The sequence below is a fragment of the Verrucomicrobiota bacterium genome (assembly GCA_039192515.1).
Taxonomy (GTDB): Bacteria; Verrucomicrobiota; Verrucomicrobiia; order Methylacidiphilales; family JBCCWR01; genus JBCCWR01.
In genome coordinates, this window is record JBCCXA010000013.1 from 1 (window position 1) to 15,004 (window position 15,004).

At 41.0% G+C, this 15,004-nt stretch carries 12 protein-coding genes; 7 read left to right on the plus strand and 5 right to left on the minus strand.

Annotated elements, in window-relative coordinates:
* Nucleotides 1-245 (minus strand): TadE family protein (locus AAGA18_07365; protein MEM9445157.1); only part of this gene is annotated, 245 nt, incomplete at its 3' end.
* A 688-nt stretch (nucleotides 246-933) separates the two neighbouring features.
* Here AAGA18_07365 and AAGA18_07370 point away from each other — a divergent pair.
* Entirely contained in the window at nucleotides 934-2,718 is a 1,785-nt protein-coding gene (locus tag AAGA18_07370; protein ID MEM9445158.1) for a SulP family inorganic anion transporter, read from the plus strand.
* A 17-nt stretch (nucleotides 2,719-2,735) separates the two neighbouring features.
* Here AAGA18_07370 and AAGA18_07375 read toward each other — a convergent pair whose 3' ends face one another.
* The 3 genes from AAGA18_07375 to AAGA18_07385 form a co-directional block, all read right to left on the minus strand.
* Nucleotides 2,736-3,398 carry an ElyC/SanA/YdcF family protein gene (locus tag AAGA18_07375; protein MEM9445159.1) on the minus strand — a complete coding sequence of 221 codons (663 nt, stop codon included), beginning with the start codon at nucleotides 3,396-3,398 and terminating at the stop codon, nucleotides 2,736-2,738.
* A gap of 62 nt (nucleotides 3,399-3,460) precedes the next feature.
* Nucleotides 3,461-4,258, minus strand: a complete 798-nt coding sequence (locus AAGA18_07380; GenBank protein MEM9445160.1) for an NAD-dependent protein deacylase — start codon at nucleotides 4,256-4,258, stop codon at nucleotides 3,461-3,463.
* Nucleotides 4,259-4,266: 8 nt separating this feature from the next.
* Nucleotides 4,267-5,835, minus strand: a complete 1,569-nt coding sequence (locus AAGA18_07385) for an IMP dehydrogenase (protein MEM9445161.1) — start codon at nucleotides 5,833-5,835, stop codon at nucleotides 4,267-4,269.
* A gap of 125 nt (nucleotides 5,836-5,960) precedes the next feature.
* On the opposite strand from AAGA18_07385, the gene AAGA18_07390 reads away from it, so the two are divergent.
* From AAGA18_07390 to nusB, 5 genes are all read left to right on the plus strand, one after another.
* Complete coding sequence (locus AAGA18_07390; GenBank protein ID MEM9445162.1) at nucleotides 5,961-8,063, plus strand: adenylate/guanylate cyclase domain-containing protein; 2,103 nt, start codon at nucleotides 5,961-5,963, stop codon at nucleotides 8,061-8,063.
* 74 nt (nucleotides 8,064-8,137) lie between these two features.
* Entirely contained in the window at nucleotides 8,138-9,790 is a 1,653-nt protein-coding gene (gene pgi, locus AAGA18_07395; protein ID MEM9445163.1) for a glucose-6-phosphate isomerase, read from the plus strand.
* Between the two features lie 139 nt (nucleotides 9,791-9,929).
* Nucleotides 9,930-11,159, plus strand: a complete 1,230-nt coding sequence (locus AAGA18_07400) for a bifunctional 3,4-dihydroxy-2-butanone-4-phosphate synthase/GTP cyclohydrolase II (GenBank protein MEM9445164.1) — start codon at nucleotides 9,930-9,932, stop codon at nucleotides 11,157-11,159.
* A 16-nt stretch (nucleotides 11,160-11,175) separates the two neighbouring features.
* The gene (gene ribH, locus AAGA18_07405) at nucleotides 11,176-11,643 is read left to right on the plus strand and encodes a 6,7-dimethyl-8-ribityllumazine synthase (protein ID MEM9445165.1); all 468 of its coding nucleotides are present in this window, start codon (nucleotides 11,176-11,178) and stop codon (nucleotides 11,641-11,643) included.
* Between the two features lie 3 nt (nucleotides 11,644-11,646).
* Nucleotides 11,647-12,066: a transcription antitermination factor NusB gene (gene nusB / locus AAGA18_07410; protein MEM9445166.1), complete on the plus strand. Its 420-nt coding sequence runs from the start codon at nucleotides 11,647-11,649 to the stop codon at nucleotides 12,064-12,066.
* Between the two features lies 1 nt (nucleotide 12,067).
* On the opposite strand, the gene AAGA18_07415 is transcribed toward nusB, so the two are convergent.
* Complete coding sequence (locus AAGA18_07415; protein MEM9445167.1) at nucleotides 12,068-13,114, minus strand: glycosyltransferase family protein; 1,047 nt, start codon at nucleotides 13,112-13,114, stop codon at nucleotides 12,068-12,070.
* A 515-nt stretch (nucleotides 13,115-13,629) separates the two neighbouring features.
* Here AAGA18_07415 and AAGA18_07420 point away from each other — a divergent pair.
* Nucleotides 13,630-14,997 (plus strand): oligosaccharide flippase family protein, encoded by a 1,368-nt coding sequence (locus tag AAGA18_07420; GenBank protein MEM9445168.1) that lies wholly within the window; start codon nucleotides 13,630-13,632, stop codon nucleotides 14,995-14,997.
* Nucleotides 14,998-15,004 lie beyond the last annotated feature (7 nt).

The window sequence follows — 15,004 nt, forward strand, 5'->3', positions numbered from 1 at the left end:
GCGTAGCGAGCCGTAGCACGTAGGATTCGCTGCATAGTTTGCTTTTGAAAGGAATAACGATTGAAATCAATCAGTGCAAAAATTAACATCAGAAACAAAGGAAGACATAGAGCAAATTCAACAATAGTCTGTCCTTTGTAGCCCTTGCTTTTAAAAGCCATACTTACTACCCCAGCAATACATCTACAATTTTTGGCGCCATTTCCAGTGCTTTGTCTGCAGCAATATTCTCTTAAATATTTCACGTGAGCCCTTCCCTGTTACGCATTCGTATCAGAGTTTATAGCTTATAATCTTGCTTTAACTTGTAACCTTAGGAAATATGTTATTTAAGCTTAGTAATACAAAAATGCTATTTAATTCAGTAGTAATAGCAGATATCAAACTTATAAAATTCAGCCAAGAAAAATAACTAATATTATCCTAACCTTGTCGATATATTAATGTTTAATTTAAATTATAAATAAGTCCAGTCAATTTTTATTAAATATATAACAAAGAATTTTTTATTCAATTTTCTATAATTAATAATAATTAAAGCTATTTTAATTAATTGACTATATATCTTTACGTATTTTGCATAAGCACAAAAGTTTTATTTTTATGGGGTAGAGTGATTCGATTATGGTGGAGAGGCGTAAGATGTTTTTAGCCTGCTACATAGATTATCTTATTGAAGAGCTTCTCAAGATCGTCAATCAACTTTTTACCCACTTGTGGGTTTTAAAAGGACATTTTTTTGTTGATTTAACCAAGCTTATTGGGCGTGGCTTATATCTAAAAATAGTAAGGCTTATACATTGAAGCTAGATCTCGTTATTTCGTGCAAAAAGCAGTAGGAGATTCATTTTCTTAGCGAAGATAACTTTTTGATGGAGTTTCTATTGCTAATGGGTACTACTATGGATTGATGGGTTTTGCGGAGCTGACTAAATGAAGGTCTCGTGGCAAAAGTGGTGTTTTCATCTACCACTCGTGCAGCACCTTAAGAGCTACAATCTGAAAGCACTGCGCTCTGATCTCAAAGCCGGTCTGAATGTCTCTTTGTTAGATTTCCCACAGGGAATGGCTTACGCCATGATTGCCGGCTTACCTGTTCAGTTTGGAATTTATGCTTCAGCAATAGGCTCAACTATAGGTCCACTCTTTGCCAGCTCTCGTTATTTGATGTTAGGGCCAACCAATGCTTCAGCTGTCTTATTATTAAGTGCTTTCTTGGTCCTAGATGTTTCAGATGAGCAAAGGCTAGTGGTCCTACCACTGTTAATCATTATGGTAAGTGCATTTCTGTTCCTAGGTGTCTTCTTGCAAGCTCACGTCATACTACAATATGTTTCACGAAGTGTGGTTGTGGGTTATATCACAGCCGCAGCGTGCTTGATTATTGTCAATCAGCTGAGACACGTTTTAGGAATAGAAGTTCCAAGGTCAGGGACCTTTTGGGAAGCCTTAATATTAACGGGAGCTCGATTGTTGGAAGCAAATCAAGAAACTATATTTTTATCATTGTTTACCATAGGTCTCTACTTGTTGTGTAAATTTTTCTTTAAAAAATTGCCGGCTATAGCTGTAGCTTTAGTTTTGGCAGGCGTAGTTTATTATGCACTTAATGCAAAGGGCTTAGAACTACAAACGCTTCCTCCACTACCGTTAGCATCTTGGCCTGTTTCATTGCCTGAAATAGGTTTTTCTCTTATCAGTCAATTGGCGAGTCCAGCATTTGCCATTGCTTTCCTTACTTTATTAGAAAGTTCTTCAATTGCTAAAACATTGGCAGCAAAGTCTGGAGATCGATTAGATGTCAAGCAGCAGATGTTTAGTATGGGGGCTGCTAATTTTTGTAATGCCTTTGCATCAGGTATGCCGGTATCTGGATCTCTTACTCGGTCAATTGTCAATTTCGAGAGTGGAGCTAAAACACCCATAGCCAGTATGATAAGTGGCGGTATTTTGGTGGCAGGGGTCTTAACACTAGGGCCATTGATCGGCTACATACCAAAAGCTGCGCTAGCAACGTTGGTTTTAGTAGTAGGTGTTTCTCTTTTTCAGTATAAGACCATAAAGACGGTTGTCCTGACAACGCGCTCGGACATGGTTACTTTCTTGGTTACTTTTCTAGGTGGCTTATTTTTTCCACTCGACATGGCTATTTACCTAGGGGTTGGAACTTCTCTAATTTTGTTTATCAAGAAGGTTTCGAAGCCCAGCATTGTGGAATATGCTTTTGATGAACAAGGTGCTTTGGGAGAAAGAAATAAAGCCTCAAGTGATCGTCCTGCTATATCAATCGTTCATGTAGAGGGAGACTTGTTTTTTGGTGCGACCGATCTCTTTCTAGAGGAAATGAGACGAATGGTACTCGTTCCTCATTTGAAAGTGATGATTCTTCGTCTGCGCAATGCTAGGAATCTGGATGCTTCAGCTGCATTAGCGATCATAGAATTAGTTCACTTAGCAAAAGAAGAAGGTAGGTCTGTTTTAGTGAGTGGTGTTCACAAAGAAGTTGAACAAGTATTCATTCAATCTGGTTTGATGAAATTGATTGGTAGCGAAAATGTCTTTCATTACACACCTCAGAATCTGACAATGTCTACTCGTAATGCCCTGAAGCGGGCACAAGAAATTATTGGCCGTGATGATGCAGATATTATTTTATTAACACAACGTAAGGATAATAAGCGATCTAGAGTCTCTAAGAGTGATAGGGAAAGTCATTAGCCGGGTAGGTTCCACTTTTAGGGGGAGTGAATAGGAATGGGATCGCCAAGATGTCTGGGAGCTTTTCGAATAATAAATAAATCTAGAACCATTTTGATACGAGCCAACTCTTCCCGAAACATGGTAGGTGTAGCTAAAGATAAGGGCACCTCTTGTGCATTAAAAGCAATAGCTTGGATATTGTGATGATGTGCTATGAAAAGGGCACGTCGATTGTGGAAGTCTTGGGAGATGATAGTGAATTCCTCCAATTGAAACACTTCCTTAGCCCTTATAATAGAATCCAAAGTTCGCAGGCCTGCGTAATCACAGTATATTTTATTTGCAGGCACGCCCATGCTCACTAAAACTTTTTTCATTTCTTTAGGCTCGTCGTAATACTTGCTTGGATTGGCACCACTGACAAGTAGGTAGGAGATTTTACTTGCTTCAAAAAGTTCCTTAGCAGCTTTCATTCTAAAGCTGAAAAAGAGATTCTCTCTGCCGTTCGCTAGATAGCGAGAGGTTCCTAGAACGAGACCTACCTTATTTTTAGGGATGTCTTGGGCGTTTTCATAGACGTAAGATTGGGTTGAGATATAAGTGAGGGCCTTGATAGCTAAACTCAAGAAGACAGGTGAGAAGATAGTAGCTAGAGGAATGATCCAGAACATGATTCGAGAGGACAGCAATTTATTCATCCAATACTATTTCAGGGGAAGTTTTTGAGATGGCAAAGCCTGATTTTAGGTGGAATAGCACTCTAATAGTTGCATAAATTCCAGATTTTTTCTAAAGCATTAGCAGCTTTCTCAGCAATACGGTATTCAACTATCGATGAGAGCTCGGTCTCACAAGGGTTGATTTCAACAGTCGGGATGCCAGCTGCTTGTGCCATGAGTATAGGTTGAGCGATGTAGGGGAAAACGCCTGTTGTTCCAATGGAAAAAATTAAGTCACGTTGATCATGATAGACCAGATAATTGAGTTTTTCTATCGCTTCATCGGGTAAGCTTTCACCAAATAAGACAACTTCTGGTCGAACGACTCCATTGCATTTAGGGCACTTGGGAGGTAAGTCCTTAGGCTCCCCGGAATATCCGTCAATCCATTCTTCTGCACTAGCTCTTGCGCCACATTCCAAGCAAATAAGCTGGGAAGCTTTGCCATGAATTTCAATTATATTTTGTGATCCTGCTAACGAATGAAAGCCATCTATATTTTGTGTAAGAACCCATGTTTCTGGCTTTACATCTTCTATCGAAGCGAGCACCTTGTGACCCCTGTTACACTTTTTGCCGCGGCAAGAGGAAGCGATTTGCCATAAATACTTCCAGCATACTTCTGGTTTTTCGCGGAGCATACGGCCGCTTAGTGCGTCTTCAATAGCATAACCTTCGTCCGTATCATTATGATTATATAATCCTCCGAGGCCGCGATAGGTAGGCAAACCTGAATCTGCAGACATTCCCGCGCCTGTGATAAAAAGTGGGCGCTGACAAGCTCTTAAAGCATCAGCGACCGCTTGATATATTTCACTAACAGGTGCAACTGTTTTCATTGATTTGTTTACTCGACCTCTACAGTTTTGCTAGTTTTTACTTCCACGACATCATGGGGAGCTGACTCTTTCATACCGGCGGTGGAAAGCCGTATGTAGCGAGCTTTTCTTTTTAATTCTTTGAGATTCCTTGCTCCTAGGTATCCCATACCACTTTGAATACCGCCTACCAAATTACGTAAAACAGAGTCTAGTGAGCCAGAAACTTCTTTGAGTGCCTCAATTCCTTCAGCAGCGATTTTCTCCTGTTTATCTTTGTTGTTGTGACCATAGCGGGCTGCTGAGCCCGCTTTCATAGCAGCCAAGCTACCCATACCTCGATATTGCTTATAAACTTTTCCTTCTATGGCGAGGATTTCACCGGGAGCTTCCCGACATCCAGCAAGTAGGCTTCCACACATCACTGCATCAGACAAAGTCAGAGCTTTGACAAGATCTCCAGATTTGGTGATGCCTCCATCAGCAATGATTCGAACACCCTTTTTGGCAAGACTCTTGGAAGCAACGTAGAGTGCAGTGAGCTGAGGAATGCCTACGCCAGCAACAATTCGCGTCGTGCAAATTGAGCCAGGTCCTTGTCCCACCTTGACCGCATTTGCTCCAGCTTTAGCTAAGAATTCGACACCTTCAGCACTTGTGACATTGCCAGCAATGAGTGTGAGCTCTTTGAATGCACTACGCACCAGTTTAACAGTTTCTCCAACACCTTTCGAAAAACCATGAGCAGTGGATACTGCGATGGCATCTACGCCTTCTTCTACTAGGTTGGTCACATGTTCTAGGATACGGTCTTTATCTAATTCACCTGTCGAAGTTCTTGAGGCAGAAATAGCCGCACCACAGACTAGCCGGAATTTTGAATCGCGAGCTGGTTTAAGGCTAGCCCTCTCTTCTTCCCGGATACGCTCCAAGTCAGATAGTGTGAATAGACCACGTAAGACATCCTGTTTGTCTACCACGAGCAGTTTGTGGATACCTACGTGTTCATCAAAAAAATGGTCGGCTGCCTTGATCGGATTTTTCCCTAATTCTTTTTCCCGAATGGTGAAAACATTTTTCCTTGGCGCCATGGCTTCTTTGACCATCTTGGATTGATATCTTGGTCTTACAACTCTTCCCGGTAGTAGGCCTAATAGCCTTCCCTGTTCATCAACAACTGGAAAGGTGCGAAATGAAAATTGTTTGTCTTCGCAAAATTCCAGCACTTCGCCAATAGTCATTTCAGGAGAGACTTTGATAGGTTCTTGAATCAGACCGTGGATATGGTTTTTTACGCGGGCTACTTCCTTAACTTGTTTTTTTTCGGACATGTTATAATGGATAAGCCCCAGGCCTCCGTTATGGGCCATTGAGATCGCCATCTTGGACTCTGTAACGGTGTCCATGTCTGCGGATATGATAGGGATGTGTAGTTGTAACTCGCTTGATAATGCTACATCTAGATTGGTTTCTCTAGGGAGAACTTCTGAATATTGCGTCGCCAGGGTAATATCGTCGTAGGTCAAACCCTCTTCTGAATTATCAGTAAAGAAGCGATCAGAAGCTTTATAGAAGGTATGATCAACTTTGTCGGCCATAAACAGAATTAAAGGCTCTTTATTATAATGACAAGTCAAAACAGTTTTCTTTAGAGATTGAGAAAGCTCGTTAGGGAATGCTGTTTGCCTCCGGACCAACTTTAGGTTAATACATATATATCTCAATGACAGTTCCTCGTTTTGTTAAGCTAAAGGTTATATTAGCGTCAGCATCTCTGGTGATTTTAATCACCACGGCGGGCTTGATCCTCGGGATAGCAATCTATACAACTCGCTCGACCGTTATTAATTTAGCTAACGAATTGATGGAGCAAAAGACTGAAACTGTAAGTGCTCGCATTAAGCAATATTTTAGGCCAGCCATTAGAATTATCAATTATACACATCAGGCTATTATCCGTTCTCCAGATGATTTAGGTAATTGGCAGGATAAAGCATCGGAGCTGATTCCGCTTCTTAAAATACTTCCACAAATGACCTGGATTTATTATGCGGATCAAGAGCAAGGCCGCCTATTAGGGTCCACTTATTTTGAAGAAAGACACCTTTTACATTACAGCGTTGAAGCAGATAATGGAGAGAGGGTTATTCGGGAATTCACTTTAGAAAGCGATGGAAGTCTGACTCCCTATCAAAGAGACCAATTTTCGGATTCTAAAGGTTACGATCCGCGCGAACGTCCTTGGTATCGCTTGGCTGCTGAATCAAAAAGTAAGATACCTATTTGGACTCAGCCCTATAATTTTTTTACTGAGGAAATATCTGGCATTACTGCATGTTGGCCGCATCGAGATCCAGATACACAAGAGTTACTTGGTGTTTATGCAGTGGACATATTGTTAGAGGATCTATGTATGTTTATTGATAGCATTCAAATAGAAGAGGGAGGAGGGGTAAATTTATTAAAGGTCGATGGTTCAAGTTTCTTCCAAGACACTAACCCTGATGCTCGCCATTCTGGCAAAGCATTTGAAAGTTTGATTCTGACTCTGAAAGAAAAGATGGTAGATCTTGATTCCTTGATCGAAAATGAAGGAGAGAATCAAGCCTATCAACTTGATTTTCATTCCCAGGATACTTGGTATTTTGCTAATATCGTAAAATTGTCAGGGGACTTGGTCCCTGATAGCTATCTGGTGGTTATAGTGCCAGCGCTTAATTTTATAAAAGTGGCGCAAGACAATGCTATGTTGACCGTATTGCTGGCAATGGTCGCCCTATTTTTAGCAATAGCCTTGAGTCTAAAGCTAGCTCATCGTATTTCGGCACCATTGACGCGTCTTAGTCATGATATGGCTCGTATTTCTGAGTATGACATTACTTCGGATAACTTGACACCGACTAATATCGAAGAACTGAATGTGGTAAATGGTTCGCTTTCGAAGATGAAGACCAGCCTTCGTAACTTTAGTCGTTATGTTCCCAGTGACTTAGTCCGTGCTGCGCTTTCGAGTGGGCAAGAGGCTGAGGTAGGTGGAAAGGTCAAGGAGCTAACGGTTCTTTTTGCGGATCTCGCGGGTTTTACTTCACTTAGTGAGAATCTGTCACCAGATGAAGTTTTTAAAGAGCTCTCTCAGTGCTTGTTAATCTTGACCTCTCACCCGGAGAAGCTGGGCGGTTCCATGTTGACTTTTTTAGGGGATGGTATTCTAGTCGTATTTAATGCACCACAACCACTAGATGATCATCCTGCTGTAGCCTGTCGAGCAGCTTTAAATATTCATTATGAATTACTTAAACTTAATGCATCACGCGCAAAAGAAAATAAGCCGCCATTTAAGGTTCGTGTTGGTATTAATACAGGGGAAATATTGGTTGGTAATGTAGGGATACCCAATCGATTTTCTTACTCCGTTTTAGGCGATGGAGTGAATTTAGCTAGTCGCTTAGAGGGCTTAAACAAAGTTTATGGGACAAGAACATTAGTGGGCTCTAGAACCCAAGCTTTATCGAAAAATGCTTTTGAATGGCGGCAAATAGATAGTATTTCAGTGGTAGGTAGAAGGACTGCAGAAACTATATATGAGCCTTTGGATCCAGAGCTATGTGGTTGTCCCGAGATCCTTAAAGCCCGCGATCAATATGAAATAGGTTTAAAATCCTACATACAACGTGATTTTGATACTGCAGTTAAGGCTTTTAAATGTTCCCTGGAATTTCGCCCAGATGACCAGGCTGCTAAACATTTGATTGAGCGGTGTGAGATCTTTCAAAAGACTCCTCCTCCTAAGGATTGGAATGGTAGCTATCAGGCACTTAGCAAATAGTGTATCGGCTCTTGATACGGGAGGCTTTTATTTTTTGCCTAGGCAATTTATCTACGATTCTCTAAGACAAGAGCATGACCACACGTAATGAACTTTCTTCCTGGAAGGCTTTAGAGGCCCATTATCAAGAAACAAAGGCTTTGCAAATGAGAGATTTGTTTGCTGAGGACCCAGAGCGCTTTAGTCAGTTTTCAGCCAAATTTCAAGATATACTCTTGGATTACTCGAAAAACCGCATTACTAAAAAAACTAAAGAGCTTCTATTGGATTTAGCAGCAGAGGTTGATTTACAGAATTGGATCAACAAAATGTTTTCAGGAGACAAGATCAACTTCACAGAAGACCGAGCGGTTCTTCATACCGCTCTTCGCAATCGCTCTAATCGTCCAGTTTTGGTTCATGGTGAGGATGTGATGCCAGAGGTAAACAAGGTATTAGCTCATATGCGTGAGTTTACTGAGGCGGTGCGTTCTGGAGAATGGAAAGGCTACACCGGTAAGCCCATTACAAATATTGTAAATATAGGGATTGGGGGCTCTGACCTAGGCCCGGTGATGGTAGCAGAAGCTTTAAATCCTTACGGTAAGGTAGGCATGAATATGTATTTTGTCTCTAACGTAGATGGGACTCATATTGCAGAAACATTGAAATCCACGGATCCTGAGACGACTCTTTTCCTCATTGCATCAAAGACATTTACAACCCAAGAAACCATGACAAATGCTAAAACGGCTCGCACTTGGTTCTTGGGAACAGCTAAAGATGAAGCGCATGTTGCCAAGCATTTTGTGGCTCTTTCTACAAATGGTGAAGCAGTCAAAGCTTTTGGTATTGATACTGCAAATATGTTTGAGTTCTGGGATTGGGTAGGTGGTCGATACTCATTATGGTCCGCGATTGGGTTATCGATAGCTCTTTATATAGGTATGGATAATTTTGAAGAGCTTCTAACGGGTGCTCATGAAATGGATGAGCATTTTAGGACTACGGATTTTGCTGAGAACTTACCTGTGTTACTAGCTCTCATGGGGATTTGGTACAATAATTTTTACGGAGCTGAGACTGAAGCAATCCTACCCTACGACCAATATATGCACCGCTTTTCAGCTTATTTTCAGCAGGGAGATATGGAATCAAACGGTAAATCTATAACGCGCGACGGATTGCCAGCAGAATACTCTACAGGACCTATTATCTGGGGAGAGCCGGGGACAAACGGTCAGCACGCATTTTACCAATTGATACATCAAGGGAAAAAGTTGATTCCCTGCGATTTTTTGGCTCCTATTGAAACACACAATCCAGTGGGAGTTGAGAAGGAGCATCATCCTATTCTATTATCAAACTTTTTTGCGCAAACAGAGGCTTTGATGAAAGGCAAGACCGAAGAGGAGGTGAAAGCTGAGTTTGCCAAATTAGGAAAAGAGGGCTCTGAGATTGAAAAAATTATCCCTCATAAAGTTTTTGAAGGGAATCGTCCAACAAATTCTATTTTATTTCAAAAGCTGACCCCCAGGGTGCTAGGTAGTTTGATTGCCATGTATGAGCATAAGATATTCGTTCAAGGTATTATCTGGAATATCAACTCCTTTGATCAATGGGGCGTTGAGCTTGGTAAGCAACTGGCTAAAGTAATACTCCCAGAATTGCTTGAAGAAGGTGAAATTTGCTCACATGACGCTTCAACAAATGGTCTTATTAATTATTACAAAACCCGCCGAGCCTAAACTATTAGATCATTTTAATGACGTTAAATGAAAACACATTTGCTCTTTCATTTTGCGGGCTTACTTTGAGTATATCTAAATCGCAAGATAAGAGCTAGTTTAGGCCTTAGTGTAACTAACCTTTTAGCGCAGTGCTTTTATGACCGAAACAAAAAAAAAACAGCCTCTATCGGAGGATATCTTTGATTCTATTGAGGATGTTATAGCTGATATTCGTGCTGGCAAGATTGTGATTCTCACTGATGATGCAGATCGTGAGAACGAAGGAGACCTTATTGTAGCAGCCCAGAAAGTGACTCCCAAGGCTATAAACTTCATGGCTAAGCACGGTAGAGGTCTTATTTGCGCTCCTATAACCCAGCAGCGTGCCAAGCAATATGGCTTACAGCGTATGGTTCTAGATAACAGGGAATCCTTCAAAACAGACTTTACGGTCTCTGTGGACGCAGCAAAGGGCGTGACGACCGGAATTAGTGCACAAGACCGGGCGAAGACGATCAAGATTCTTTCCAGTAAAAAAGGTAAACCAATGGACCTTATTCAGCCTGGGCATGTCTTTCCTTTACAAGCCAAGCATGGTGGAGTCTTGCAGAGAGCTGGTCATACAGAGGCTGCGGTTGATTTGGCTAGATTAGCAGGCTTCGATGAATCGGCAGTCATATGTGAGATTCTCAAAGAAGATGGGAGTATGGCGCGTTTGCCAGAGCTTGTTGCCATGAAGCACGAACATGGGCTAAAGCTCTCAACGATACAGCAATTGATCGAGTACCGCAGACAGAAGGAGAAGCTGATTGAATGTGTCCAGAAAATCAAAATGCCTACGGATTATGGGGTTTTTGATTTGTACATGTATCGTTCGGTGCTAGACGGCCAAGAGCACTTAGCTTTGGTTATGGGTAAAATTTTAAAGACAAAACCAACTTTGGTTAGAGTGCATAGTGAGTGTTTGACTGGAGATGTTTTTGGGTCACGTCGATGTGATTGTGGAAACCAGTTACATGATGCCTTAACGATGATTAGTCAGGCTAAGTCTGGTGTCTTAGTTTACATGCGTCAGGAGGGGCGAGGTATAGGTTTGGCGGCTAAACTTCAAGCATACAAGTTACAGGAGCAAGGTTTAGATACGGTTGAGGCGAATATAAAATTGGGTTATCCTGCTGACTTACGTGAATATGGTATGGGAGCACAGATATTGTGTGATTTGGGAGTCCATAAAATGCGGCTCATGACAAATAATCCTAAAAAGGTTGTGGGTTTAGCAGGTTATGGCTTAGATCTTGTGGATCAGCTTCCTATTAAAGTGAAGGCCAATCTTCACAATAGACGCTACCTGCAGACAAAGAAAAAGAAGATGGGTCACATACTTTAGATCAGGCTTTATTTTTATGAAAAGTTCCGGAGTCGTTCAAATTCCACAAGAGGTAGAAGGTAAGGTATCCATTGTTGCAAGCTTATTTAATAAAGAATATGTAGATGCTTTAATAGACTCTGCTACCAAAGTGCTAGGTAATCATAATGTTACTGTGGAACGAGTACCCGGCTCTTTTGAAATTCCTCTGGCAGTAAAGAAGGTTATCAAGAAGCAGTCACCTGCTGTTGTCATCGCGTTTGGGTTGATTTGGGAGGGAAAAACAGTCCACGCGGAATTAGTTGCCAATAGTGTGACAAACGAGCTTATGAGGTTAAGTGTCGATTTTGAAATTCCAATCCTTCACCAAGTACTTCTTGTAAAAGATGAAGAACAAGCTATGGAACGCTGTTTCGGTAATGACTTAAATCGTGGTCGCGAGGCAGCGGAGGCGGCTAAGTATTTGTTAGAATCGGTTCTAGATAAACACTCTAAGGGGTTGTAAGAAATGGGAAAACGTAGGGATGGTCGAAGATTAGTGATCCAGTTTTTGTATCAAAATGATTTTGTGGCTACAGATAATTTAGATCAAACACTTTCTGAATTCGTAGAGCTTACAGAACCATCCAAGAAGTTATGGGAATTTTCAGAGCCTTTGATAAGAGGCGTTTTAGTAAAACGTGATGAGTTAGATAAGCGCATTAAGAAATATTCTGCTAATTGGGATTTTGAGCGTATTGCTTCTGTTGATAAAAATGTTCTGCGTTTGGCTTTGTATGAGATGCATTACAAGGAGGAAGTTCCACCTATAGTGGCCATGAATGAAGCAATTGAGCTCGCCAAGTCGCTCAGCACTGACGAATCTGGGAGGTTTGTCAATGGGATTCTAGATCGTGCTAAAGGCGATTTAAAGCGATCACTTAGGTAGCTTATGTTTCGTATTCCGAAATAATTTCCTTCAGCCGCTTAACAATAAGGGGTGTTCCGTGAACAAAATTTTTGGCGATTGATTCACGATATTCCTCAAGACGTGTCTCGAAATTTTCAAAATGCTCGGGCTTCGGGTTTCTATCGAAGCTGTAATCACCATAGGCTAGCTTTCTTATAAAATGAACATTTATCCACTGCTCTATAAGGCCTGCTAGTGGGAAACACATAATAGGTTTGCCGTAATAAAGGGCTTCTGAGATAAGGTTATGTCCTCCATTGACAACGGCATAACGACAACTTGCGAGGTCTTTGAAAATTTGTCCTTCGTTAAAGTTCCGGTAGGTAATGTTTCTCTCAACACCTTCCTTGCCTGCTCCATAGAAAATAATTTTTCGGTCAAGTTTATGCAATGTTTCAATAAGAGTTGGAAACTTAGGGACGCTTAAATAAACAAAGATATGATCACCCTCTTTGGATCTTACCTTCTCTACCACAGGACGCACCACAGCGGGAAAAATTTCATCGGAGACTCCTGGCTTAGTAGGTGGAGTAAAGAAAGAGACGATCAGATTTCTCTTTGTAAAATCGAATAATAGATAGTCATTTAGCATGGTGAGAAAGTAGATCTTTTTGAGATTGTCTGGCACTTCATATTCACATGCTTTCAATATGTGTGTGTGATCAATAGAGATGCATGGCGTTCCTGATATGAGAGCATAGATTGGGGTAAAGAATTCTCGATCAGAGATAATGAGGTCGGGTTTGAAGTTTTTAGCAAATTTTCTAAGACGGTAGCATATCAGAGGAATTTGCAGAGTGCGTAATAAAATCTGTCCAATAGTTCCTGCAAGGTCTAGTTTTTGGTTTTTGTATTTGGTGCGCAGCACAGGGAGATCCAGCACAGGATATTGTTTTTTAATTGTTTCAAGCACGCGTCCTCCTCCTGCGAAATGAAATTTGTGTTCAGCCAGATGAGGAACAATGGAGAGCGTGCGCATAATGTGTCCATTCGTGTTTCCCATGACGCCGTATAAGATTCTTGCCATATGGGATTCAAAACAAACTTATGCTAAAAGTCAAAATCTAGAGCATTTTTGCATTAAAATTAGATATTCATTTTTGTCATGCCCTGCTTCAGTACCGGGTATCTTTGGGTATCCAAGTGTTCCTATATTTTGCGTGGGATTGATCCCCTGATAATTTAGTGCAGATCCAAGCATCATTCGGCTACGCATAGATCTCTAGAGGCTTCACTGGTCAAGCCAGAGAATGGACAGGCCTAATTAAGCAGGGTTGCCTGTTCATTACAAAATGCACCATTGTCATGATTCAAAACACCAGTGACACGATACGTTGTCTCGGGTTCGGACACTATCTCATCACATACCTAGAACAGGTTTTAGGCCATCTGTAAGTTCAGTCAAAAGATGGGGTGGTCTAAATTATTTTAAAAATAGTCTTAAATAATATAAAATTCTCTTCTAAGATATAATTTATTGCTTTTCACTGTCATCTAGGGAAGTTATGACATTGGTTAATAGAGACTAATGTTCAAATAAATATGACAAAGTTAGCAGGATCGGAGCCTCCTATTGTGAGCAAGGGGGACTGGGGACTATTGAGACAAGTAGGTGCTGTCTTTTATGGTAAGCTTGCTTCAACTGCTCTAAATGCAGGAATCAAGGTATTCATAGCCTCCTTTTTCTTAGTCCAGGGTAATGGTGTTTTTGCCATTCATCTTTCTATAGTCGGAGTAGTGGGTTTGTTAGCGACCATGGGCTTTGGTAATGCAATCTTGAAGCTCAGCGCATCCCATTACAAGGATGAGATTGATATCCTTAAGCAAGATTATGTCACTATGATCACTGCAGCCTTATTGATCCTATTCACTATACCGGTTCCTTTAATTTGGGTTCTCGCAGAGTCTTTAGCAGAACATTTTGGAGGAGATGCAACTTCGGCACTCCTATTCCAAATAAGTGCACTCACTCTTATTCCGCACTGTATGTTGGAGATTAATGTCGAGGTGATACGGGGAATAGGTAAGTCTTATGCTTATGTTGTCTTTAAGGAGGTAGGGATTGCAGGGGTGATGCTTATTTCCATGTTCATGATGATGCAATCAAGCGTAGAAGACATATTAATTCCTGTGAAGTCTCATGCAATAGGAGTTATTGTTTTTTCTTTATTATGCTTCCTTATGGTCATTCGGTCACTTTACTTAGGAAAATCAAAGAAAGTCAGGGGTGGGTCAGGACATAGCTTGTGGTATTTGATGCAAATATCTTTGCCCATGATGTTGTCCAAGGGCCTCGTCTTTATTCTGCCTGGTATTCCTATCTTGGTCTTAGGATTTTTTACAGATAGTAAGGAAGTAGGTATTTACTGGATGGCTTATGCTTTAAGCTTATTTGCCAGAGTGATATCTTACAGCATGAATGTTGTGGTTGCTCCCGCTATAGCTTCTCATTACAAGCTTGGTGAACATGATCAGCTTCTCAATATAGTAAAACGTTCTGTAAGGCTCACTTTTTGGATTTCACTGCCCATATTGCTGGGCATGATGGCTTTGAGCAGCAAGATTATGGGAATTGCAGGAGCTGAATTTATTTCGGGATGGCCAGTGATGTGCGTTTTTCTGGTAGCACATTTAGTTGATATGATTTGTGGTCCGGTTGGCTATTTATTAACTATGACAGGTAAGGAAAGAGTCTTTGCTGTGACGACATCTATTTGCACGTTTACGACGGTTGTCACATTGTTTGTGCTTTGTCCTTTATTTCAAGGTTTAGGGGCAGCGCTTGCCTATTTAGTCTTTTTTGTAATATGGAACTTAAGCTCTATAAGATTTATCGAAAGACACCTAGGTTTTAGTCCGATATATATACCTGGAATCACAAAAGTAAGCTTGAAGAAAAAAGAAGCATAAAAAACTT

Coding starts and splice junctions, on each gene's coding strand:
- AAGA18_07370 (MEM9445158.1), top strand. CDS start 934: ATGAAGGTCTCGTGGCAAAAGTGGTGTTTTCATCTACCACTCGTGCAG.
- AAGA18_07375 (MEM9445159.1), bottom strand. CDS start 3,398: ATGAATAAATTGCTGTCCTCTCGAATCATGTTCTGGATCATTCCTCTA.
- AAGA18_07380 (MEM9445160.1), bottom strand. CDS start 4,258: ATGAAAACAGTTGCACCTGTTAGTGAAATATATCAAGCGGTCGCTGAT.
- AAGA18_07385 (MEM9445161.1), bottom strand. CDS start 5,835: ATGGCCGACAAAGTTGATCATACCTTCTATAAAGCTTCTGATCGCTTC.
- AAGA18_07390 (MEM9445162.1), top strand. CDS start 5,961: ATGACAGTTCCTCGTTTTGTTAAGCTAAAGGTTATATTAGCGTCAGCA.
- pgi (MEM9445163.1), top strand. CDS start 8,138: ATGACCACACGTAATGAACTTTCTTCCTGGAAGGCTTTAGAGGCCCAT.
- AAGA18_07400 (MEM9445164.1), top strand. CDS start 9,930: ATGACCGAAACAAAAAAAAAACAGCCTCTATCGGAGGATATCTTTGAT.
- ribH (MEM9445165.1), top strand. CDS start 11,176: ATGAAAAGTTCCGGAGTCGTTCAAATTCCACAAGAGGTAGAAGGTAAG.
- nusB (MEM9445166.1), top strand. CDS start 11,647: ATGGGAAAACGTAGGGATGGTCGAAGATTAGTGATCCAGTTTTTGTAT.
- AAGA18_07415 (MEM9445167.1), bottom strand. CDS start 13,114: ATGGCAAGAATCTTATACGGCGTCATGGGAAACACGAATGGACACATT.
- AAGA18_07420 (MEM9445168.1), top strand. CDS start 13,630: ATGACAAAGTTAGCAGGATCGGAGCCTCCTATTGTGAGCAAGGGGGAC.